This window comes from Limnobacter sp., assembly GCF_036846585.1.
Lineage (GTDB): Bacteria > Pseudomonadota > Gammaproteobacteria > Burkholderiales > Burkholderiaceae_B > Limnobacter.
The window spans coordinates 20,650-43,328 of the sequence record NZ_DAIUBR010000027.1 but is presented as its reverse complement, the minus strand read 5'-3'; the positions used below and the strand labels follow the sequence as shown (position 1 = coordinate 43,328).

The window sequence follows — 22,679 nt, the reverse complement described above, 5'->3', positions numbered from 1 at the left end:
CCCCGCCACAGCAAAGGCAAAAGTAACGGCAAAACCCACATAACCCATGTACAGCATGGGGGGATGAATAATCATGATGATGTCTTGCAGCAGCGGATTTAAATCCCGCCCGTCCACTGGCGTGGGGTTCAGGTATTCAAAGGGGTTGCTTGCTGTCAACAAGTACAACAGAAAGCCCACCAACACCAACTGCAAGGTTGCCAACACGCGCACCTTGAAGCATGCCGACACTTCAAAACCTGACCAGGCCACCGCCTGCGTCCACCCTGCAAACATGAGAACCCACAGCAAGAAGGAACCCTCATGGGAACCCCAACTGGCAGCCACTTTGTAAAACACAGGCAAAGCGAGATTGGAATTTTCAGTCACATTTCGAACAGAAAAATCGCTGAGTATGAATGAGTAAATCAGCCCCAGAAAGGCAACGCTGACCAAACCCGAAACCAGCAATACATTGCGCTGCAATGACACCAGCAAAGGCACCGCTGGTTCATGCGTATACACACCGCGCACGGCGGCAAAGCCAGCCACAGCACCGAACAGGGCCAGCACAGTGGCCAATGCCAGGCTGAACTGCGAAATAAATGAAATCACTTGTCGACTCCGGGTGGCATGTAATCTTCATCGTGCTTGGCCAACACTTCAGAAGCCACGAAAGTGCTTCCGTCCCACTGACCATCGGCCACCACGCCGGTGCCTTCTTTGAACAGATCAGGAACAATGCCATTGAACTCAACCGGTACTTTTTTATTCATGTCGCTGACCACAAAACGCACCTTCAATGAATCGGATTCACGCTGAACACTGCCCACTTCAACCATGCCGCCCAAGCGATAGGTTTTCTCGCCCTTGGGCACTTCTCCACTGAGTATTTGAGTGGGTGTGTAGAAAAAAACCAGGTTGTCATTGAACACTTTGACCAGTGCAATTCCAAAACCCAGTGCAACCACCACAATGGCAGCCAGCCAGGCGGTACGGTAAACACGTGCATTGCTCATGAGGCACTCCCTTTGCCCATGCGGGCCATGCGGCTACTGCGCTGGCTTTTACGTGCCAACTCGGTTTTATCAGGGCCAGCGCGAAAGGCAAAAACACCATCCAGAACCAACACCAACACACCTAAAACCACACAGATCCAGACGGTTTGCCATGCATCAAAATTCATTGTCGACACCTTGTTTGAAACTTCATTGTCACTACTGCCACCTGCGCTGCACCAACAAACGCCTTGCCCGGTTCAATACCGTGCTGGCGCAGATCAGCCAGAAACCCAACACGCTAAGCCACATGCCTGTGGCAATGTCGGGGTGAATTCGACTACCCCCCAGGGACACGCTGTAGCCCTGGTGAAGCGTGTTCCAAAAAACCACCGACAGGTAAATCAAGGGGATATTCACCGCACCAATCAGCAAACCAACCGCCAATACACGATCAGCCTTGGCGGGGTCGGTGGCCAATTGGCCCAGGGCGATCAAGCCCAAGTAAATGAACAACAACAGCAGCTCGGAAGTCATGCGTGCGTCCCACACCCAATAGGTTCCCCAGGTGGGCTTTCCCCACAAGGCCCCCGTGATCAGCGCAAGTGCCGTCATCCACGCGCCGGTTGGCAACAAAGCCCGCATCATGACTGCAGACACATCGCTTCGGTACACCCAGTTCAGCATGGCATAACCACAGGCAACGAGGAATAAAAACATCGACATCCAGGCTGCGGGCACATGCACATAAATGGCGCGATACACCTCGCCTTGTTGCACATCCACCGGCGCCAAAAACAAGCCTGTGTACAAGCCGAAACCCAGCAGCACAATACCGGCAAGCAGCAGCCAGACCCACAGCCAACTGGCCACAGCGTGAAATTTCGGCGGAGAAGCCAACGGCCCAAACATGGTTATTCCTGTATCAATTGAATAAGACGCCTGGCCACAACCGGGCCAAGCAAGCAAGCCAACAATCCCAAACTGAACAACACCGCCAGGGGGGCCAGTGCGCTGCGCCCCAGGTCTGCGGCCTGGCTGGCTTCAAGACCGAATATCAGCACAGGCACCAACAGGGGCAATGCGAACAGATACACCAGTACCGCACCACCCCGGGTCAGCATTACTAGCAGACAGATCACCCCAAGCAAAGGTGCAATTGCCCAAACACCCGCCACCATGGCGAAAATCAAATGTAACGACTGCGCACCATTCAAACCGAACTGCAAAGCCGCCAAACCTGTAACAGGCACCAATACCAGCATTTGAGCGCACGCTGTGTACAACACACGCACAAGCCAGTAGGTGCCAGCACTTGCCGGGTTTATCTGGGTTAGAAAACGGATCCAGCCCACGCGCTGGTCTTCGGCAAACCAGTCTTTTGCACCCAGCAACACCGCAAGCAGCAAACTGACCCAGGTGGCCACCTGTGCAAATTGCACGCTGGTCTTTCCCAGTCCGATTCCGAAAAAACTCAAGACCATCCAGTGAAACAATGCCCCCCAAAGCACCGCCTGGGGGTTGCCCCACAGCACAGCCCAGTCACGCTTGATCAGCGCACCTATGGGCACTTCCGCATTGGGTTCTGACGACAAACAAGTCCTGGCCGGGGGCACAGGTTTTCGACTGGAGGCATCGCCACACAACTCGCCTTGCGCCAGCACATCCACATTCACGACCACGCCGGGCAATTGTTGCAACAAACCCGCCGGGTCAACATGGGTGGCCATGAACACGAAGCCACCCGCTTGCAGATGCATTTCAAGGGCTTTGGCCAACACCTGCTGGCCTTCCGTATCCAGCGCGTTCAAGGGTTCATCCAGCAGCCACACCTTGAAAGGCGAAGCCAGCAAAGAACACAAACCCAAACGCGCCTTTTGCCCGGATGACAGCGTACCGATTCGCTCGTGTTGCCAATCGCCCAGGCTGACTTGCGCAAGAATATGCGCCATGTCAGTGTGCGCCCGGTTCAAATGCGCCAACAGGTTTTGCAAATGGTCGTGTACCAGCAGTTCATCGCGCAAACCGTATTCCACCTTGAACAACATGGCCTGCCCCGGCAAGGCATTGGCCAGTGCACGCAACAAGGTGGACTTGCCAACACCATTGGCTCCACGCAACACATGCACTTCGCCCGAATTCAACACACATTGAATTTCACCTGACAACACCACACCAGCCGCTTGCAGGCTGTTGCAATGCACATGCAGGTGTTGAGCTGAAAGCGTGGCGTCGATCATTTAACGGGCACTGCCATTGTTCAAATCCAAAGAAAGCCCACGGCTCAGTTCGCTGCGCGGCACAGCAACCCATCCGGATTCCACATCACCATCACCAGGCTGTGCCATGCCCTGAATCGACAGGCGTGCCTGAAAATGCACTGTTTCCGGCAACTTGTTCATTGCACCTTCCTGAATGAAGTCCCCCGGACCAAAACGCACAACTTGACCCACCTGCAACTGCCCGGCAGGTACGCGCACCACGGCCAGGGGCATGCCAGCACCCACCTGCGATTTCATGAACACAAACAGGGCAGAATTGTCATTCACACCGCCCGGCATTTTCTGCGGCAACACCAGGCTGACTGTGGTTAACACATCATCAACAGCGGCTTCGGATGCAGCAGTTTTCAAGCTGGCTTGCTGAACCTGGCTTAACAGCTGCCAATACACCTGTGCCTTGTTCTGGTCGCCCGCCTGTTCAGCTGCACTGGCAGCCAGGGCCAGGGCTTTCTCGTGCCGGGGCTCACTTTGCAACGCTGCTGCAATGTAGGTTTCCGGCTCGCCCGCCAGCTTGCGGCCTTGGGCCATGGCTGTCATATCGGCCAAATCGGCAAGAATATCGGGATGGCCAGGGCTTAGTTCAAGTGCTTTTTTCAACGCGGCTGCACTGTCCGGGTAATTGGACATGGACGCGTGGGTGCGCGCCAGCAACACCCAGCCACGCAGATCATCAGGTTGCTGGGCGAGGCGGATTTTCAAACCAGCCAGCCGATCTTCCAGACTTGCCCCATCGCCAGGATGCCCAGACGACACGGTGACTGCCTGATCCACCGACGAAGTGTTTAATAGATCTGTATTGCGCCCCGGCCACTGAAGGGAACCGGCATTCATCGCACCAATAAAATAAGTAAATGCAATGGCCAGTATCAAAGTTCCCATGATCAACACGGGCAAAGCGACTGGTTTGACCCACGTTAAACGAGATGTTTGAAGGGATTCACGCGCGTCCATGTGCGGCTTGCTTTCCTGCGCCATGGTTTGCCAGTTTTCAATCAAAGTCTGTTTGCTACCCTCGTCCAGCATGGGGTCGCTCTCAATTTCCCGGCGACGATCCAGAAGTGCATGCCATTCCGGACTTTTTTCCAGTAACCCTGAACCTGACGTGGTTTTATGCCAACCCGAAGAAAAAAAACCGTACCATGCGAAATACATACAAAATACTAGAAAAAACAGGAAGATAAAGCCGAAAAAAGCGACATCAAGACTCAATTGATCACCCCCAGACGCGAAGTAGGGATACTAACATTACGAATGATGACGTAACATTGTCAGCTGTACCGATATTAGCGTAAACCCTGAGCAGCATTACTTCTGAAAATCGCCAAGGCGCTGAACCCATGATTCAGGACAACCTGTTCAATTATAAAAAATTTGTTTTCCTGAAGTGGGCATTGTTCCTCACCCTTGTTTCTTCATTTGCATACCTGTTTGATCAACCACGCATTAATGCGAACGGCGGTACCTGGCTGGGTTACACCCTGGGCACAATTGGCGCCCTGCTTATTCTCTGGCTAATGTGGTTTGGCGTGCGCAAACGCCAATACGCCAATGAATCAGGCAATTTGCGGGGTTGGGTTTCTGCGCACATTTATCTGGGTTTGGCTTTGTCAGTTGTGGCCACGCTTCACAGTGGTTTTCAAATTGGCTGGAACGTCCATTCACTGGCCTATCTGCTGACCATGGCCACCATCGGCACGGGAATCTGGGGACTTACTTTCTACCTTCGGTTTCCTCAAGAAATGTCGCAGGTGTTAAACCGCCAAAGCCCGGAACAAATCGTTGCCCAAATAGAAAACCTGGATCGTGAAGCCACCAAGCTGGTCAAAAATTCCTGTGATCTGATTGCGCGCACTGTGGCCAGTTCACTGAAGCAAGGCGTGTTCAACACGCGTGGCAACCAGCGCACGGGCAAAGTAAAACATTGCGCCACTGAAAAAGCCGTTAATACTCTGCAGCAAGAAATCACACGATCGGACAGCCTGGCCGACATTTACAAAAACCAGGTACAACGCCTGCGTGCATTAAAACAATTGCGCCGTTACTACTACATGCGTTACTGGCTTGAACTGTGGCTGGCCCTGCATGTGCCTTTGTCTTTCGGACTGCTTGCAGCGCTGATTGCACATGTGTTGTCCGTGTTCATTTACTGGTAAGCACACATGGCCGAACAACAAAAAAGCCCGCTTCAACTTGAGCAACAAGCCCTGCAAAAACCGCTGGGTTTGAAGCGCCCCTTGTCATGGCTATTTTTCCTGCCCATTCTGTTTGCATTTCTGGTGTTGCCGCTTGCAGCAATGGTTGCACCGCATCTGTTTGGTGTGCTTGAACAGCCCGTCAATGCAAAACCCCAGCTGGTGGATGCGGCAAAGTTGCCCTCAAACGCCCACCCCAGCCTTCAAAGCAATGCAGCGCAAAGCACAAGAACTATCACAGCGCTTGCACTTGATTCAGTCTGGAACCCGGGGCCTTTGGCGTCGGCGCACTCCAATCTGGAAGGCGATTGTCAGGCTTGCCACGCCGGTGACTTTTCCCGTGTGAAAGACGAAAGCTGCGCGGTGTGCCACAGCAACATGGGTTTGCATGTGACCGAAAAAGCCGTACCTGAAACCTCGTTTGAAGAGGGCCGCTGCGCAAGCTGCCACCGCGACCACAAAGGCCGCGAGAGTCTGACCGAACAAAACAAACATTTTGTAGGTGCAGACTGCGCTGCTTGCCACGCAGACATTCAAACCGTTGCCGCTAAAACAGAAACCCTCGCAGTGCGCGATTTTACCGGCGACCAGCACCCTACCTTCCGGATAACCGTGGCAACAGGGCCTGAACCCAGCGACTTGCGGCGTATTCGCATGACAGCGAACACACCCATTGTCGAGAAAACAAACTTGAAGTTTCCGCACGACGTGCACCTAGACCCCAAGGGCATCGACACACCCACAAAAAAGGTGGTGATGGAATGCGCAAATTGCCATGAACCGGCAAAAACGACGACGGGCTTTAAAACCCTGAGCATGGAGAACCACTGCCAGGAATGCCACAAACTGAGTTTCGAGCCTGCCCTGCCTGATCGACAGGTGCCACATGGCCCTGTGGATGCGGTGCTAAGTACCGTCGAAGAGTTTTACAGCTATTTGGCCCTGCACCCCGAGGAACGCAACAAGGTGAATGCACAGCGTGCTGTGTTACGTGCACGCCCCGGCGAGAAAGACCCAAAACGATCAAACCTGCGCAAGCTGAGCGGAAACCCGCGTGCGCAGGCCGCTTTTGCAACAGTCGAATTGTTCGAGAACACGGCATGTGCAGTCTGCCACGAAGTGAAAGCCGTGGAAGGCTTGGGCAACACAAAAACATCGGGATCGCGCATGCCGCAATATTCGGTTGCGGAAATAAACCCGGTACACCCATGGATGCCCATGGCAAAGTTTGATCACAAGGCCCATGAATTCGAGGCCTGCGAAAGTTGCCACAAAGCAAAAGAATCCGGCAAAGCAAGCGATGTACTGATGCCTGCAATAGACAGTTGCCAGACTTGCCATGCGGGCAGCAAACCCGCCTTGAACAAAGTGCAATCGGATTGCGGCGTTTGCCACGAATACCATATACATGACAAAGAATTGGCAAAAAAATAAAACGCCAATCGACATACAGGCTTGAGAAGACAAACCAGCAGTGAACTGGGGGTGAGCATATTGCTTGCCCATTGAACAACAAAGATGAGCGAGTCAGAAGTCGATGCGTACACGCACACGTGCAGTAATTAAAAAAATGAAAATCAGGCAGCTTGCTTTGTGCATGGCTGCGCCATTGATGTTGGTGGCTTGTGGCGGCGGCGGCGGTGGTGGGGGCGCAAGCTCCACGACACCCAACTTCAATGTTGAGCCCCTTGGCACGCAAAGCCTGTCTGTGCCTGAAGTGAACGACATCGTGGCGCGCGCCGTGCAGGCATCCATTTCACGCGGTGTTCAATCAACCATCGCGGTAACGGACCGTGTTGGCAACGTGCTGGCGGTCTACCAAATGAACAATGCCGCAGCCAACTCCACCATCACCAGCGGTCTGGCCGGTGCAAATGGCAACGGACTTGATGGCGCAACCGTGCCCAGCACGCTGGCCGCGATTGCCAAAGCGATCACAGGTGCCTATTTGTCATCCACAGGCAATGCCTTCAGCACGCGCACTGCCAGCCAGATCGTTCAGGAATTCTTCCAGCCCGGCGAACGCGGCCAAGCCAGCGGCCCCTTGTATGGCGTGCAGTTCAGTCAATTGCCTTGTTCTGATTTAAATGTGTGGTTATCACAAAATGCAAGCATCGGCCCCAAGCGTTCACCGCTGGGCTTGTCGGCAGACCCCGGTGGCTTTCCAATTTATCAGGAAGGCCGCGTGATTGGCGGAATCGGTATTATTTCCTCAACCGATGCGGGCAGCAATGGCATTTACGGCCTGGACCGCGACATCCTGACCAATGAAACAGACCTGGATGAAGAAATTGCTTTTGCCGCACTCAGCGACACATTTCGCGCACCGGAACAAATTCGGGCGAACCGAATTACAGCAAACGGTCAAACGTTTCAGTTTTCAAACACCACGCCCGCTGTGGCAGGTGTAGCGCCACTTGCCGGCAACGGTAACTTTGTGCTGGTTTCGGGTTACAACGCAGCAGCCGCTCCTGTTGCGGGCACGTCTTATGGCGCATCTCAATCGGGCTACGTAGCCACCACAAACCCGGCCTTCAACGGGCTGAATACCTTTACCTTGATCACCAACCCGGCCGACAATACATCGGTTCGGTTTCCGCCCACAGCAGGCGCAAACTTGACCCAAGCCGAGGTGCAAAACATACTGGCTGAGGGCATGAAAACCGCCAACAGAGCCCGCGCGCAAATTCGCATTCCGCTGGGTGCAGCCGCACAGGTTACAGTCAGCGTAGTCGATCTGGATGGCGATGTGCTCGGTTTGATTCGCTCCTCCGATGCCCCGATTTTCGGCACAGATGTGTCGGTGCAAAAAGCGCGCTCCGCCCTGTCTTTCAGTTCAGCCGAGGCCTTGACAGATTTCAATGCCATTGACGCAGGCGCGCACAGTGCATTTGCCAATGCAATGGACACCTTTTTTGCACAAAGTCCAAATGTACTGAACGGCACTGCGGCATTTTCAGCGCGTGCCATTGGCAACGTGCATCGTCCCTATTTTCCCGATGGTGAAGAAGGGCGACCCGAAGGGCCGCTGTCGTCCCCATTGAGCAGCTGGAGCCCATTCAATGTGGGTTTCCAGCTGAACATTGTTGCCAACAAGGTGCTGGGTACCCTGGGTTCACCGGTGCGCACTGTGGTGGGTGGCGATCCATTTGCGCCCGACGCAAGCCAAACCTGCGTGGACAATGCCAACATAGCGCCCGCACGTCAAAACCGTTTCGCCAATGGCATGCAGATTTTCCCCGGTGGCTTTCCAATATACAAAGGCAACACCTTGGTGGGCGCAGTCGGTGTATCCGGTGATGGCGTCGACCAGGACGACATGGTGGGCTATCTGGGTGTAATCAATGGCGCAGCCGCTGCGGGAAGCGCCATGCGCCCTTTCCCCAGCAGCTTGTTCACCGCCAATGAATTGTCCAATTCAGGCGAGTTTTTAAAGTATGTACAGTGCCCGCAAACTCCATTCAATGACAGCAGTGAACAGAACGTGTGCCCAACACCATGAACAAGAAAAACACCTCCATGCGTTTGAAACCACTGGCTGTGGGGCTGGTGCTGGCGGGCTTTTTGCCCCTGCCCGCGCTTGCACAGATACGGGCCGATATCCGCACTGAAACACGCCCAAGTATCGTAGCCCAAGTAACCGAAACGGTTGAAAAAGTAGGCCGCAAAGTGGTGGGGCTTCCGGAAATCGTGGAGCTGGAAAATGCCGAGCGTCCCTTGGTGCTGCTTCAGGTGTTCGAGAACCGGCGCATTGTGTACGCAAAACCAGACAACAATTCAAAAGCAATTGGCGAATTTTTCAAAGGCCAGTTGGTGGATGCATTTGAAGAAAAAAACGGCTGGTACCGCGTTCGCATTCAAGACAGCCTGCTGGGCAACACCGACGGCTGGATACAGCAAGGCACCGGCCAATACGGCGAACAGGCTTTGGGCGTGTTCGCACCGCGCGCTTTTTCTGCCGATGTGCTGGTGGATCAATCCGGCACGGGCATTCGCCCATCGCAAAACGCTACACCAGGTCTTGTACCCAATTCGCGGCCGCAAACGCCGCAGGTACAACGCGCCATCCCTGGCCGCGACACACCAATTGTGCCGCGCGACATTGCCATTCCAGTCATCGACCCCAGCCAGGTGCCGCCACCCCAACCCAACCTGCCCCGTGAATCGGTGGCCGTGCCTGATCGCTGGCGGATCATGCAATCGTTGGGCTTCAAGTTTCCGCTGTTCGACCCTTACAACCAAAACGTAATCAAGGGCGACCTGCCAGTTTTACAAAACACACTGGGGCCCGACTGGTTTTTTAACCTGGGCATCATTGCCGACACACTGTACGAACAACGCAACTTCCCTGTGCCCGTGCCCCCTGCAACATCCACCACCAGCGGGCAGGCCAATATTTTTGGCAATGGCGAACAATCCATTTTTGCGCACAACCTGATCGTGAGTTTGTCGCTAACCAAAGGCAACACCACCTTCAAACCACCAGATTACGAGTTCCGTTTCACACCGGTGTTCAACTACACCGACGTGCGGGTCAATGAAGACCGCTTGCTGAAAATTGCATCCTCTTCCGGCGAAACTCGCCGAGAAGGTTTTGTGGGCATTCAGGAAGCTTTTGTGGATGTGCACTTGCGCAACGTCTCTGATCGATACGACTTCGACAGCTTGCGCGTGGGCATTCAGCCTTTCATCAGCGATTTCCGGGGCTTCCTGTTTCAAGACCTGCCCATGGGCATTCGCCTGTTTGGCAACCGCAACAACAACATTTACCAGTACAACATTGGCTATTTCAAGCGGGTTGAGAAAGACACCAACAGTGGCTTGAACGACATTCGCCAAGACCTGCGCGACGACGATTTTTTTGTCGCAAACCTGTACCGGCAAGACTTCCCGTTTTTGGGCTTCACCAGCCAGGTTTCTTATATTCACAACCGCAACGATGAAGACACCGAACGGTACTTTGATGCCAACGGCTTTCTGGCACGGCCTTCATCCTTGGGCGACCAAAAACCGTTTGGCTACCAAGTCGACTATTTTGGTTTCAGCGGTGACGGCCACTACGGCCGCATGAACATCACCACCTCCACCTACTACGCCACGGGCAAAACAGACCGCCACCCATTGGCACAACGTGAACAAGACATTGACGCATTCTTCCATGCAACCGAACTGTCACGCGATTTCGACTGGTTCCGCCTGCGCGGCAGCTTCCTGTATGCATCGGGCGATGAAGACCCATTCGATGGCACAGCAGAAGGCTTTGATGCCATTTTCGAGAACCCCCAGTTTGCAGGGGCAGACACCAGCTTCTTCATTCGCCAGAATATCCCTTTGATTGGCGGCGGTGGTGTGGCCTTGTCGGGCCGCAATGGTGTGTTGCCTTCACTGCGTTCAAGCAAGGAACAGGGGCAATCGAATTTCATCAACCCTGGCCTGTTGTTGGTCGGTGTGGGTGCGGATATTGATGTATTGCCCGAGCTGCGCTTGGTGGCCAACCTGAACAAGCTCGAATTCGACAACACCAATGTGTTGGGCACTTTGCGCCAGCAACGCCCGCCCTCGACTGATTTGGGCATTGATGCGTCGGTGGGTTTTCAGTATCGGCCCTTCTTCTCGCAAAACATTGTAGTGAACGGTTCGTTTGCCAAACTATTGCCAGGCAAGGGTTACAAAGAACTGTTCCCCGATGACAAAGAACCCTATTCCTTTTTGTTCAACGTTATTTTGAGTTTTTAAAGCAGGTTGTTTGTTGATGAATTTGAATAACGCAATTGCCGTTCGAACACAGCCCGCCAGCAACAATCGCTGGCAGGGTTGGCTGTTTGCGTTGGGTTTCGCAGCGGCAGCCGTTTCTGCCTTGGGTACAAGCGGTGCGGCATTCGCCGCCAGTGAAAAGCTGTCCGAAAAAAGTTATACCATGGCGCCCAATGCACCGGAACGCCAAACCGCGCAACAGGCCTTTGCAAAAACCGAAGGCTGCATGAGCTGCCACACGCAAACCGACCAACACACCATGCACGCCAACCCCGGCGTGGTACTGGGTTGTACCGATTGCCACGGTGGTGATGCCACCGTGAAATGGAATGGCCCCGAACAAAAACAGGGCACACTGGCTTACGACCACACACGTGCAGCACGTGAAAAAGGTTTTGCACCGGAATATCGCGCTGCGCTGGACAAAGCACACATAGCGCCCCGCAATGAAAAGTTCTGGAACTACCCGTCATCAGCCAACCCGAAACGTTCGTATGCCAAGCTGAACAAGGAACACCCTGCCTACATTCGCTTCATCAACCCTGGTGATTTGCGCGTGGCGCGCGAAGCCTGCGGTTCTTGCCACTTGCCCATCATTCAGGCGCAGGAACGCAGCCTGATGAGTACATCGGCCATGCTGTGGGGTGGTGCTTCGTACAACAACGGCATATTGCCTTACAAACGCTACATTCTGGGCGAAGCCTACACGCAAGACGGCAAACCCGGCCTGCTGAAAAACCCGGTGGAAGCGAACAGTGAACTGTTTGCGCACAAAGGCATATTGAATGAACTCGCACCCTTACCTGCCTGGGAAACCACCCCACCCGGCGACATATTCCGCGTGTTTGAACGCGGCGGGAAAGTGATCAATAGCATATTCCCCGAAGTGGGTTTGCCCAACGTGCTGGGCCAAATTCAACGACTGGATGAACCTGGCCGCCCCGACATCAAGCAATCCAACCGTGGCCCCGGCACAGGCCAGCGTATTGCGGTGCCGCTTATCAACGTGACCAAAACCCGCCTGAACGACCCCCACCTTTGGTTTTTGGGCACCAGCGAACAACCCGGCGACTACCGCTCATCCGGTTGCACGGGTTGCCACACCATTTACACGAATGACCGCGATCCCAAGCACGCAGGCCCCTACGCCAGGTTTGGTCACGATGGCACCACACAAACCATCGACCCCACCATTGCAAAAAATGAAAGTGGCCACCCGGTAAAGCATGAATTTACCCGCGCCATTCCCAGTTCGCAGTGCATGGTGTGCCACATGCACCAGCCCAACGTGTTTGTGAACAGCTATTACGGCTACATCATGTGGGACTACGAAAGCGATGCCCCACACATGTGGCCGGAAAAGCAACGCTACCCCAGCGATTCGGAAATGCGAGAAATTCTGGACCGCAACCCGGAAGAAGCTGCGGTGCGCGGCAAGTGGAGCGACCCGGAATTCCTTAAAAATGTATCTACCCTGAACAGCAAACTGAAAGACACCCAGTTTGCCGACTATCACGGCCACGGCTGGAACTTCCGCGCCGTCTTCAAACGCAACCGCAAGGGGGCCTTGCTGGATGCTGAGGGCAACACGGTTTCTGACGACGATCCCAAGAAATTCGACAAGGCTGTACACCTGAGTTCCATTCACCTCGACGTGGGCATGCACTGCGTGGACTGCCATTTCGCTCAAGATATGCACGGCAATGGCCATATTTACGGTGAAGTGGCTGCCGCAGTTGAAGTGGATTGTGCCGACTGCCATGGCACTGCGACCAAGTACCCAACGCTCCGCACCAGCGGCCCCGCATCGCCCCCCGGCGGCACCGACCTGACCCAGCTAAGAACTCAGGATGGCCGCAAGCGTTTTGAATGGCGAGACGGAAAACTGTACCAACGCGCTGCGCTTGACCCTGGCAAAGAATGGGAAATGAGCCTGGTGAAAGACAATATGAACCCGGCACACCCGCAGTACAACGCCAAAGCGGCACGCGCCAAACTGATGGGCGCGGGCGCTGAAGGGCAAGATGGCAAATGGGGCCCTGGCGTGAAAGAACTGGCGCACGACAACGACAAAATGACCTGCTTCACCTGCCACCTCAGTTGGACCACCAGCTGCGCGGGTTGTCACTTGCCCATTCAGGCCAACTGGAAAACCGAACGCCTGCACTATGAGGGCGGAGAAACCCGCAACTACGCCACCTACAACCCGCAAGTGGCACGCGACGACATGTTCCAGCTGGGCGTACACGGCCCGGTGAAAGGCAACCGGATTGCACCAATTCGTTCAAGCTCGGCCTTGATTCTTTCATCGATGAACGCGAACCGCGAGCGCATATACATTCAACAACCGCCCATTGCGGCCAGTGGTTTTTCTTCGCAGGCCTTTGCACCGCACTACCCGCACACCGAGCGCAAGGAAGAAACCAAAACCTGCAGCGATTGCCACTTGTCACGCGAGGATGACAACAACGCCATCATGGCGCAACTGCTGTTGCAAGGCACCAACTTCGTGAACTTCATCGGCTTCAATGCATGGCTGGGTGGCAGTGAACACATCGCCGCAGTCACCGTGACTGAATGGGATGAACCGCAAGCGGTAATCGGCAGTTACCTGCACAAGTACGCCTACCCCGATTATTACCAAAACCATTTGAACCGCAACCGTGAACTGGCCGACACCGTGGTGCCTGCACTCATGGACCACCCCACCAAGGGCCAGGCCAGTTGCATTCAGCTGCGTGGTGAATATGTGTTTGTGGCCGAAGGCAAAGGTGGCTTCCGCGCCTATGATGCTGCCAGCGTGGCCAACAAGGGCTTTGGTCAGCGGGTTATCACCTCACCGTTCAGCCCACTGGGCCAGGACACCCATGTGGCCAGCAAAAACGCCACCTGCATGGCGCTGCCCACCAACCAGAACATCAATCCCGACCGCAACCAGGGCGATTTGATGCGCATCACCAACATGGAACAGCCCTTCCACCCCATCTACAACTACGCATTCGTCACCGACAGTGAGGAAGGCTTGATTGCAGTGAATGTGAACACACTGGCCGATGGTGAACCCCGCAACAACTTCTTTGAGCGCGCAGCCACCTGGAATGAAAACGGTGTGTTGAATGGCGCAAGCCACATTACCTTGGGCGGGCACTACGCCTACATCACCACGCCCAAAGGGCTGGTGTTTGTCGACATCAACAACCCGCTTAAACCTCGCCACATCACCACCCTGCCCCTGCAGGATGCACGCGCCACAGCGGTGCAATTCCGCTACCTGTTTGCCAGCACTGCCAAAGGGCTGGAAGTGATTGACATTACGCACCCAGAGAAGCCTGAACACACCGGTGCGGTGGTGCCCATGGCGGATGCGCAACGGGTTTATCTGGCCCGCACCTATGCCTACGTGGCTGCGAAAAAACAGGGCCTGGTGATTGTTGATATCGAGCGCCCGCGTACCCCTGTGGTGTACCAGCAATTTACTGCTGACGGCCAACTGAATGACGCGCATGATGTGGTGGTGGGGTCTACCAACGCATCGTTGTTTGCCTATGTGGCCGACGGCGTGAACGGCTTGAAAGTGTTGCAATTAACATCGCCGGACACGCAACCAAAGTTCTATGGCTTTTCGCCCGCGCCCATGCCTGAATTGATTGCATGGCGCAAAACGCCAAGCCCGGCATTGTCAGTATCGAAAGGTTTGGACCGGGACCGCGCGGTGGATGAAACAGGTGGGCAGATTGCCGTGTTTGGCCGTATTGGTTCACGCCCATTCACCCGCAAGGAAATGGAAGCGTTTTACCTGCGCCCGGATGGCCGTTTGTGGACAGTGACCGACAAGGTTGAAAAGGAAAATTACTTGCCCAAGCCCAAAGTGAATTCAGTGGCTTTCAGAAAGGATTAAGCCATGAAAGCAAATGCCTTAAACCAAATCTGCAATCGCCTGTTAGTAACCTTGTTACCAGCCGTGCTTGGCTTGCTGGCAATGCCCACGGCAGGCCTGGCACAAACCATGCCGCACCATTCAGCCCATCAATCGGTGGGCACCGTGAACTGCGCCAGCAGCACCTGCCACGGCAGCATTGCCGAACGCACCGCCACACCAGTTTTGCAAAACGAATACTCCACTTGGCTGCGTGAAGACCCGCACACGCAAGCGTATGCAGTACTGAAGAATGCGCAATCGCAACGCATTGCGAAAAACCTGGGGCTTGCACAGCCCGCACATGAAGCGAAGGTTTGCCTGGATTGCCACAGCCACAATGTGCCCGCCAGCAAACAAGGCCCACGCTTTGACAAAAGCGATGGTATCAATTGCGAAGCCTGCCACGGCCCGGCCGAGAAATGGATTAAAACGCACGTGGAACCAAAAGCCAGCCACGCGAAAAACATTGAAAACGGCCTGTACCCCACCAACGATCCCTACGCCGCAGCCAAGCTGTGCACCAGTTGCCACGTGGGTGATTCAAGCCGCCCCATTACCCACCAGATTATGGGCGCAGGCCACCCGCGCATTTCCATTGAAGTGGAAACCTTCATGGCGCTTGAACCGCCGCATTACAGAATTGACGAGGACTGGGTACAACGAAAGGGTTCCTACGATGCTGGAAAAATTTGGGCCATGGGCCAATTTGCCAGCAGTGCCAATTTGCTGGAATTGATTGCCAACCCCAAGCGAAATCGCCAGGGCATCATGCCCGAACTCATGATGTTCGACTGCCATGCCTGCCATTCGCCCATGAGCAAACAAGACTGGTCCAAAGACCTGGCCCGCAGCCCCGGGCAGGCCCGCATCAACAATTCCAGCCTCATCATGGTTCAGGCCATTGTTCGCGCGGCGGCACCACAACACAGCAACGATATTGCCAAACTGGTCAACCAGTTGCACATTGCCAGCACCTCGCCAGTTACCAATATGACCGAGGTTGAACGCGCAGCAAATGTTCTGCACGCACAACTGAATACTGTACGCAAAGTGGTGGCCACGGTGCCCTTCAATGAACAGGTGTTGGAAAAGATACTGAAAGACCTGGTGAACATGGCCGCCAGCAACCAGTACGCAGATTTTGCGGGTGCTGAACAAGCCTACATGTCGCTCAGCAGTGTGGCCAATGGTTTGGCCCGCAAGGGAAATTCCCGCATTGCGCAAACCGTGAATTCAAAAATGGACCGTTTGCTGAAATTGCTCGGCAACGACGAAGCCTACAACCGTGAAGCATTCCAATCCGAACTGCTGGCCTTGAAAGCCGCGGTGGGAGGTTAAACAATGCAAAATAATCTCAAACCCATGTTCGCCGATGTGCAGGCTGAACTTGACATTGCCATCGTGGGTTCAGGCCCGGCGGGTTTGTCCGCTGCATCACGCGCACAAACACTTGGATGCAACTATGTATTGTTTGAGGGTGAAAACCATGCCTCGGATACCATTTACAAGTACCAAAAAGGCAAACATGTGATGGCCGAACCCGGCTTCTTGCCGCTTCGCAGCGGCATGCAGTTTGAAGCCGGCAAGCGCGAGCACATTCTGGGCACCTGGGACAAACAGCTGACCAATCAAGGTGTCAACATTCAATACAAAAAGAAAGTGGCCACCATCAAGAAGTTGAACGATGGTGTTGGGCCTTTCGAGCTGGAATGTGAAGACGGCAGCAAAACCACTGCTCGCACCGTAATTCTGGGCATTGGCCTGCAAGGCAACATCCGAAAAATTGGCAGTGACGGCGACGACCTGCCCACGGTGCAATACACGCTGAGCGACCCCGACGAGTTTCAAAACGAAACCATCATCGTGATTGGTGCAGGCGATGCCGCCATTGAAAATGCCTTGGGTTTGATGCGCAAAAACAAGGTGTTTCTGGTGAATCGCCGTGAAGAATTTGCACGGTGTAAAGAAGGCAACTTAAGCCAGATTCTGGCGGCTGACACCAATGAAGACCTGAGAATCCTCTACAACACCAGCACCATTCGCATCGAGGAAATTGCGGAAGCGAAAGACGGGGAACCCTGCATGAACTATGTGTTCAAGGGGGCAGATGGTGAACAAACCATGCCTGTGCACCGCATTATTGCGCGCCTAGGGGCCACCCCACCACGCACACTGGTAGAAAGCTTTGGGGTGCAGTTTCCCAATAGCGACCCCAGTGCAGTGCCCGCGCTGTCTGAAAGTTATGAGTCCAATGTACCGGGCTTGTTCATTGTGGGCGCATTGGGTGGATACCCGCTCATCAAGCAGGCCATGAACCAGGGCTATGAGGTGGTTGACACCATCATGGGCTTGCCCGTGGTGCCCGCCGACGAACCTTTGCTGGCGGCCAAGTTCAAACCCTTGGGCGATCGCAGTGTGTCGGAAGTACTCGATTTGATTTTGGCCAATGTGCCGATTTTCTCGGGCATTACCAAACTGCAGCTGCGCGAATTCATGCTGGAATCCGATTTGCTGAAACCCTCGAAAGGGCAGATCATTTTCAGAAAAAATGACTACACCAGCACCTTCTTTTCGATTGTTGAAGGCTCAGTCGACATTGACCTTGTGGGCAAAGACGGCAAGCCCATGGTCATCAACCTGACCAAGGGCAACTACTTTGGTGAAATGGGATTGATCAGCGGCCGGCGCCGTACCGCCACCATTCGAGCAGGTGAAGATTGCGTGCTGGTTGAAACCCCTCGCAAGGCCATGCTGAAACTGATTGCATCCGTGGAAAGCGTGCGCAAAACCATTGATGAAACGTTTGTACGCCGCGCCATTTCAACCTACCTGGCACCACCGTTGGACAATGCAGCCATTGATGAACTGCTGAGCGATGGCATTGATGTGCGCCGCTATGCCAAAGGCGAAGCCCTGTTTAAAGACGGCGATGCTGCCGATGGTTTGTATTTGATTCGGCGTGGGTCTGTGGCCATCTCGAAAGTGATCAAAGACAAAGACGTGGTGTTGTCGTATGTGTCAGCGGGTAACTACGTGGGTGAAATGGCCTTGCTGAACAACAATCCGCGTTCAGCCACGGTCACCGCCTCGGTGTTCACAGAAGCCCTTGTGCTGCCGGTTGCGCCCGTGCAGCGCGTTTTGGCCGCCAACTCCGATTGGAAAGCCGTGTTGCAGGCACAGGCCAGCAAGCGCGTGAAAAGCAACGTGTTCCGTGAAAACGAGGCCTTCCGCGACAGCGACCTGATCCGCTTCCTGATGAACGAGGGCCTGGGCGAAGCAACCGATGCGCTGATCATCGATGAAAACCTGTGTGTGCAATGTGACAACTGCGAAACAGCGTGTGCGGACACCCACGGTGGCACATCCCGCCTGGACCGAAGTGCCGGACCCACCTTCCAGAACATCCACATTCCCACATCATGCCGCCATTGCGAACATCCGCACTGCATGAAAGACTGCCCGCCGGATGCCATTCGACGCAATGAAAACGGTGAAGTGATGATTGCCGATTCCTGTATTGGCTGCGGCAACTGCGAGCGCAACTGCCCTTATGGTGTTATTCAGATGGCGGTGAAAGCACCGCCAAAAAAAGGCAATTTGTTGACCTGGCTGCTGTTTGGTTTGGGCGATGAACCCGGTGAACGCAAAGCCGCTTACGATCCCAATGCCATTAAAAAAGCCGTGAAATGTGACATGTGTGCCGGAAGCAACGGCGGGCCAGCCTGCGTACGGGCATGCCCCACAGGTGCAGCCATTCGAATTTCACCCGAGAAGTACTTGGTCAGGCAAGGCCAACTGAGTTGATTATTTGGTGTCGAACTGCGTCACGCCATCCCAATTTTCGGGTGGTGGATTGGCCTGAAAATAGTCGATCCGGCTTTCATACAGTGCACGCAAAGTCGGGTTCACAACTTCATTGGTTTCCAAACTGCTCAATGCAGCTTTGGCAGCAGCCCAATCTTGCGCACGAAACGCATTCAACATGGCATGCCATTTTTCCACGCATTCAAAAGTGCTTTCACCCAGCTTGTCACGCTCGCCCAAAGGCGCATAAATCGACACAGGTTCGTTCTTGCCTTTCACTTTCACCGCGTCCAGTTCTTGAAACAACATGCCAGATACCGCCATTTTGGTATGCGGGCCCACAATCACACCAACCCCGTAGGTTTTTGTAATGCCTTCAAGCCTTGAACCCAGGTTCACTGCATCGCCCATGACCGTGTACGCACGGCGAATTTTCGAACCCATATCACCCACGCGCATTTGACCCGTGTTCACACCCACGCCAATTGCCAGTTTGGGCCAGTTGCGGGCCAAAAACTTCTCATTCAGGCTCACCGCTTCTACCTGCATGGCAATGGCCGCCTTGCTGGCCAGTTCGGCATGTTCGGCATCTGCAATGGGTGCACCCCAAAATGCCATGATGGCGTCGCCGATGTATTTGTCCAAAGTGCCGCGGTGTGCCCGAATAATTTCAGACATCACCGTGAGGTATTCATTGATGTATTCACGCAGCTCATTGGGCTGTAACGATTCGGAAATAGTGGTGAACCCGCGAACATCCGAGAACAGCACAGTGAGTTCCCTGCTTTCCCCTTCCATGGAATAACGCTTTGGGTCAGCAGCCATTTCAGTCACCAGTTCTGGTGCCACGTACTCGCCAAACAGATTCACCATCTGCTTTTTGCTTCGTGATTCAGCAAGGTAACCATAGGCCACATCGAACACAAAAATGGCCAACACCAGCAGCAACACCACCGCCACTGGCAGCACCACCCCAGCTTGAAAATACAGCAATGAATTGATGGCGACACTCGCCACCAAAATACCCAATGCCACCAGCAACGACCACATTGCGCTGAGAATGGGCATCATCACACTGAGCACCACACCCACCGCCAGCACGGTAATGAACAGAAGGCCTTGGGAATATTCCGGGCGCAACTTGAAAACACTGTCCAGCATGCTACTGATCACGTTGGCATGCACCTCCACACCCGGGTAAGCGGGGTTCACAGGTGTGCTTCGCAAATCAAGCAGGCCTGGTGCAGTGGTACCGATCAATACAATTCGGCCTTCAATGTCTTCCGGCTTGAGAACACCAGCCAACACATCGGATGCAGAAACATACCGGTACCCGCCACCATTGGGACCTCCCCTGGCCCTGAAATGAACGCGGGTCAACAAGCCACGTTCAACCGGGATGTCCAGCTCTACATCGGGAGAACGCAAAGCAATCAACTCCACCGCGCCGTAATCGTCGCCGACTCCTTCCGGAAAAACCGGAATAACCTGCGGATTTCCCAACGCACGCCGCAAGGTGCCCAGCGCAAAGCTTTGGTAGTAGGCATCGTTGAATTGAGCCAGCAGGGGGATAGAGCGCACTGTCCCATCTTCATCGACCATGGGATTGAAATATCCACCTTCCGCATTGCGTTGCAATACGGGTATATTGCCGCCGTAGCCTTGCCAACTGGTGCTGTCCAGTTCAAGTGTGCCAAGTTGACTTTTCTTGAAGATTGCAGGTGGCAAAGCACCCGACAAGGCCGTTGAATCCTGATTCAGGTAATAACCCAACACCACAGGGCGTTCAGCCAACACCTTCGCCAATTGGGCATCACGGTCAAATTGCTGGGCAATCTCGGCTTTCAGGCCTTGCAGCTCACGTTGCAGGCCGGGTTTACTTTGAACAATCGAATCAAACGCCTGCAGGGCATCACTTTGCTGGGGTTCGGCAAACACAATATCGAAACCCACTGCGGCTGCGCCCAGTTTGTCGGTCAACTCGACAACCAGGTTGGCAACCACATCGCGGGACCAAGGCCAGCGCCCCACTTCAGCAAGGCTTTTTTCATCAATGTCAACAATGACGATTCGGGGGTCCATTTCGGGCTTCTGTGCCTCTGCGCGCAAGCGCACGTCGTACACCAGATAGTCCAGACGCTTGACCACGTCCGACGGCGCAAAACCCAACACATGCAGCAAGGCAATCGCGGTGAATGAGAACCCCACACCAATTCGGAATGCCTTGCCTGCTACACGTCGCCACGACTTGAACAGTATTTTCATACCCGATCAATTCTCATTGTGCACATTGCGGCGCGGTAAACGCTGGCGATGCCAGGGTGTTGTCTTCAACAATGACATCAGGTGGCGCCGTCAGCAATTGGGGCGGCAAGTTACTCAGCGTTTGCACAAAAGCACCTTCACCCCGATTCACCTCAAGCGGATCTTGATTGGAATTCGAAATCACAATGACACCGTCATTCACAGCCACAAAAAGCTGCGAATTTTCATCAGAGCTACCATCCTGTTGAAGCGACTGCACTGGCGTTGACGACAACGATTCAAAGTTAGCGGGTGTATTTTCAGGCAAAGGCCCTGAATTGGGGACATTTCCCAGCACATTCGGCAGGGAATTGAGCACCTGGATGTTCACGCTGCCAGCAGGAATAATCGCAGACTGTCCCGCATTGATGAAGGAATTTACACCGCCAGATGTCACGATCAACTGCCCATTGCGCAACTCGACTGTCAGGCTTGAAGCACCTGAACACACCACCAAACCACCTGAGGCGGATGTACACGACACGTCCAGCGCCGTGCCCCGAATACCTACCGTGGCAGTTTCAGTGAAAAACTTCACATTGTTGGGTTCGGCTTTCGCAATAGCGCCGGTTACCGCCCGCACCGCACCTTTCAGCAACTTGAACGAGGCGATTGACGTTTGCGGCGAAGCCGGGGCATAGCGGTAAGCAGCCAATTGCATGCTGCTGCCGCCCGGCAAGGTTAATCGGGTGGAATCCGCCATGCTGAGTACAGCAAACCCCCCTTCGGATACATCAACGGCGTCACCGGCAAACACGGCTGCACCCTTTTGCAAGGGTCGGCGTTTGCCCTCCGGGGACACAGCAAAAGTTTCACCAGTTAGTTGGGAAACCCGTCCGGCAACATCCGCATTGGAGGTATTTGTCACTGTGGCTTTGTCAGACTCGCCTTTGGCCAAACGTGCACACTCATCGCCTTTGCACAAACGCGCAGTGAAGTCGGTACCCCGAATACCAATGGTGGCAGTTTCGCTTTTCAGTGAAAATGCATCGGCACTGCCCCGCTTGCCGATCAAACCTGTCAAGGTGCGCAATCCGCCTTTGACCAGCTTGAACTCGGCCTTGTCCGCAATGGGTTGCTCGGGTTGATACTCGTAATTTTCAACCACGAAGCGCGTGTTCGGGCGCAAAGCCACTTGCGTGGTATCCACAAATTCCAGCACTGTGGTGCTTTTGGCCTGGGTGTTGATGATGTCGCCCACATTCAACTTGGTGCCAGCCCCGGCAAACTTGTTTTTGCCATCGGCGGTTTGCAGGTTCACCAAACCGGTGACCACCTTGATCATGCCCACCGACGGTTTGCCAGATTGACCTGCAGCCTGGGCCACATTCGGCACCAGATCTTTGGCCTGAACGTTCTGCGCCCAAGCCGGGCTACACAAACCCAGCGAAAGTGCGATCAACGACACACCGAACAAGGAACGAATACAAAAGATTGGGTTGTACAT

General features: G+C 54.4%; 15 protein-coding genes. 7 read left to right on the top strand and 8 right to left on the bottom strand.

What is annotated here, in order from left to right:
- The 6 genes from ccsA to V7028_RS11985 all read right to left on the bottom strand — a co-directional run.
- A partial coding sequence (gene ccsA / locus V7028_RS12010) for a cytochrome c biogenesis protein CcsA (RefSeq protein WP_334120323.1) occupies positions 1-594 on the bottom strand: 594 nt, incomplete at its 3' end.
- Positions 591-998, bottom strand: a complete 408-nt coding sequence (gene ccmE, locus V7028_RS12005; RefSeq protein WP_334120322.1) for a cytochrome c maturation protein CcmE — start codon at positions 996-998, stop codon at positions 591-593. The genes ccsA and ccmE, both read right to left, overlap by 4 nt.
- Positions 995-1,165 carry a hypothetical protein gene (locus tag V7028_RS12000; RefSeq protein WP_334120321.1) on the bottom strand — a complete coding sequence of 57 codons (171 nt, stop codon included), beginning with the start codon at positions 1,163-1,165 and terminating at the stop codon, positions 995-997. Before V7028_RS12000 ends, ccmE begins: the two co-directional genes overlap by 4 nt.
- A gap of 31 nt (positions 1,166-1,196) precedes the next feature.
- Positions 1,197-1,889, bottom strand: a complete 693-nt coding sequence (gene ccmC / locus V7028_RS11995) for a heme ABC transporter permease CcmC (protein ID WP_334120320.1) — start codon at positions 1,887-1,889, stop codon at positions 1,197-1,199.
- Between the two features lie 2 nt (positions 1,890-1,891).
- Positions 1,892-3,217 (bottom strand): ATP-binding cassette domain-containing protein, encoded by a 1,326-nt coding sequence (locus V7028_RS11990; protein WP_334120319.1) that lies wholly within the window; start codon positions 3,215-3,217, stop codon positions 1,892-1,894.
- Complete coding sequence (locus V7028_RS11985; protein WP_334120318.1) at positions 3,218-4,411, bottom strand: tetratricopeptide repeat protein; 1,194 nt, start codon at positions 4,409-4,411, stop codon at positions 3,218-3,220.
- Between the two features lie 185 nt (positions 4,412-4,596).
- Between V7028_RS11985 and V7028_RS11980 the strand changes: the two genes are divergently transcribed.
- From V7028_RS11980 to V7028_RS11950, 7 genes are all read left to right on the top strand, one after another.
- Positions 4,597-5,412, top strand: coding sequence for a hypothetical protein (locus V7028_RS11980; protein ID WP_334120317.1), 816 nt, complete (start codon positions 4,597-4,599; stop codon positions 5,410-5,412).
- A 6-nt stretch (positions 5,413-5,418) separates the two neighbouring features.
- Positions 5,419-6,885: a hypothetical protein gene (locus V7028_RS11975; RefSeq protein WP_334120316.1), complete on the top strand. Its 1,467-nt coding sequence runs from the start codon at positions 5,419-5,421 to the stop codon at positions 6,883-6,885.
- Between the two features lie 103 nt (positions 6,886-6,988).
- Positions 6,989-8,953, top strand: coding sequence for a heme-binding protein (locus V7028_RS11970; protein WP_334120315.1), 1,965 nt, complete (start codon positions 6,989-6,991; stop codon positions 8,951-8,953).
- A complete protein-coding gene (locus V7028_RS11965; protein WP_334120314.1) occupies positions 8,950-11,187 on the top strand; it encodes an SH3 domain-containing protein in 2,238 nt (745 codons plus the stop codon). The genes V7028_RS11970 and V7028_RS11965 overlap by 4 nt, the downstream gene beginning before the upstream one ends.
- Positions 11,188-11,203: 16 nt before the next feature.
- Positions 11,204-15,103, top strand: coding sequence for a hypothetical protein (locus V7028_RS11960; RefSeq protein WP_334120313.1), 3,900 nt, complete (start codon positions 11,204-11,206; stop codon positions 15,101-15,103).
- Between the two features lie 3 nt (positions 15,104-15,106).
- Complete coding sequence (locus tag V7028_RS11955; protein WP_334120312.1) at positions 15,107-16,462, top strand: multiheme c-type cytochrome; 1,356 nt, start codon at positions 15,107-15,109, stop codon at positions 16,460-16,462.
- Positions 16,463-16,465: 3 nt separating this feature from the next.
- Complete coding sequence (locus tag V7028_RS11950) at positions 16,466-18,928, top strand: cyclic nucleotide-binding domain-containing protein (RefSeq protein WP_334120311.1); 2,463 nt, start codon at positions 16,466-16,468, stop codon at positions 18,926-18,928.
- On the opposite strand, the gene V7028_RS11945 is transcribed toward V7028_RS11950, so the two are convergent.
- Positions 18,929-21,193, bottom strand: coding sequence for a CHASE2 domain-containing protein (locus tag V7028_RS11945; protein ID WP_334120310.1), 2,265 nt, complete (start codon positions 21,191-21,193; stop codon positions 18,929-18,931).
- Between the two features lie 13 nt (positions 21,194-21,206).
- On the bottom strand, positions 21,207-22,679 hold the full coding sequence (locus V7028_RS11940; protein ID WP_334120309.1) for a FecR family protein: 1,473 nt from the start codon (positions 22,677-22,679) through the stop codon (positions 21,207-21,209).

Excerpts from the sequence above, each read along its gene's own strand:
- ccmE (WP_334120322.1), bottom strand. The coding sequence starts at position 998 with ATGAGCAATGCACGTGTTTACCGTACCGCCTGGCTGGCTGCCATTGTG.
- V7028_RS12000 (WP_334120321.1), bottom strand. The coding sequence starts at position 1,165 with ATGAATTTTGATGCATGGCAAACCGTCTGGATCTGTGTGGTTTTAGGT.
- ccmC (WP_334120320.1), bottom strand. The coding sequence starts at position 1,889 with ATGTTTGGGCCGTTGGCTTCTCCGCCGAAATTTCACGCTGTGGCCAGT.
- V7028_RS11990 (WP_334120319.1), bottom strand. The coding sequence starts at position 3,217 with ATGATCGACGCCACGCTTTCAGCTCAACACCTGCATGTGCATTGCAAC.
- V7028_RS11985 (WP_334120318.1), bottom strand. The coding sequence starts at position 4,411 with ATGTATTTCGCATGGTACGGTTTTTTTTCTTCGGGTTGGCATAAAACC.
- V7028_RS11980 (WP_334120317.1), top strand. The coding sequence starts at position 4,597 with ATGATTCAGGACAACCTGTTCAATTATAAAAAATTTGTTTTCCTGAAG.
- V7028_RS11975 (WP_334120316.1), top strand. The coding sequence starts at position 5,419 with ATGGCCGAACAACAAAAAAGCCCGCTTCAACTTGAGCAACAAGCCCTG.
- V7028_RS11970 (WP_334120315.1), top strand. The coding sequence starts at position 6,989 with ATGCGTACACGCACACGTGCAGTAATTAAAAAAATGAAAATCAGGCAG.
- V7028_RS11965 (WP_334120314.1), top strand. The coding sequence starts at position 8,950 with ATGAACAAGAAAAACACCTCCATGCGTTTGAAACCACTGGCTGTGGGG.
- V7028_RS11960 (WP_334120313.1), top strand. The coding sequence starts at position 11,204 with ATGAATTTGAATAACGCAATTGCCGTTCGAACACAGCCCGCCAGCAAC.
- V7028_RS11955 (WP_334120312.1), top strand. The coding sequence starts at position 15,107 with ATGAAAGCAAATGCCTTAAACCAAATCTGCAATCGCCTGTTAGTAACC.
- V7028_RS11950 (WP_334120311.1), top strand. The coding sequence starts at position 16,466 with ATGCAAAATAATCTCAAACCCATGTTCGCCGATGTGCAGGCTGAACTT.
- V7028_RS11945 (WP_334120310.1), bottom strand. The coding sequence starts at position 21,193 with ATGAAAATACTGTTCAAGTCGTGGCGACGTGTAGCAGGCAAGGCATTC.
- V7028_RS11940 (WP_334120309.1), bottom strand. The coding sequence starts at position 22,679 with ATGTACAACCCAATCTTTTGTATTCGTTCCTTGTTCGGTGTGTCGTTG.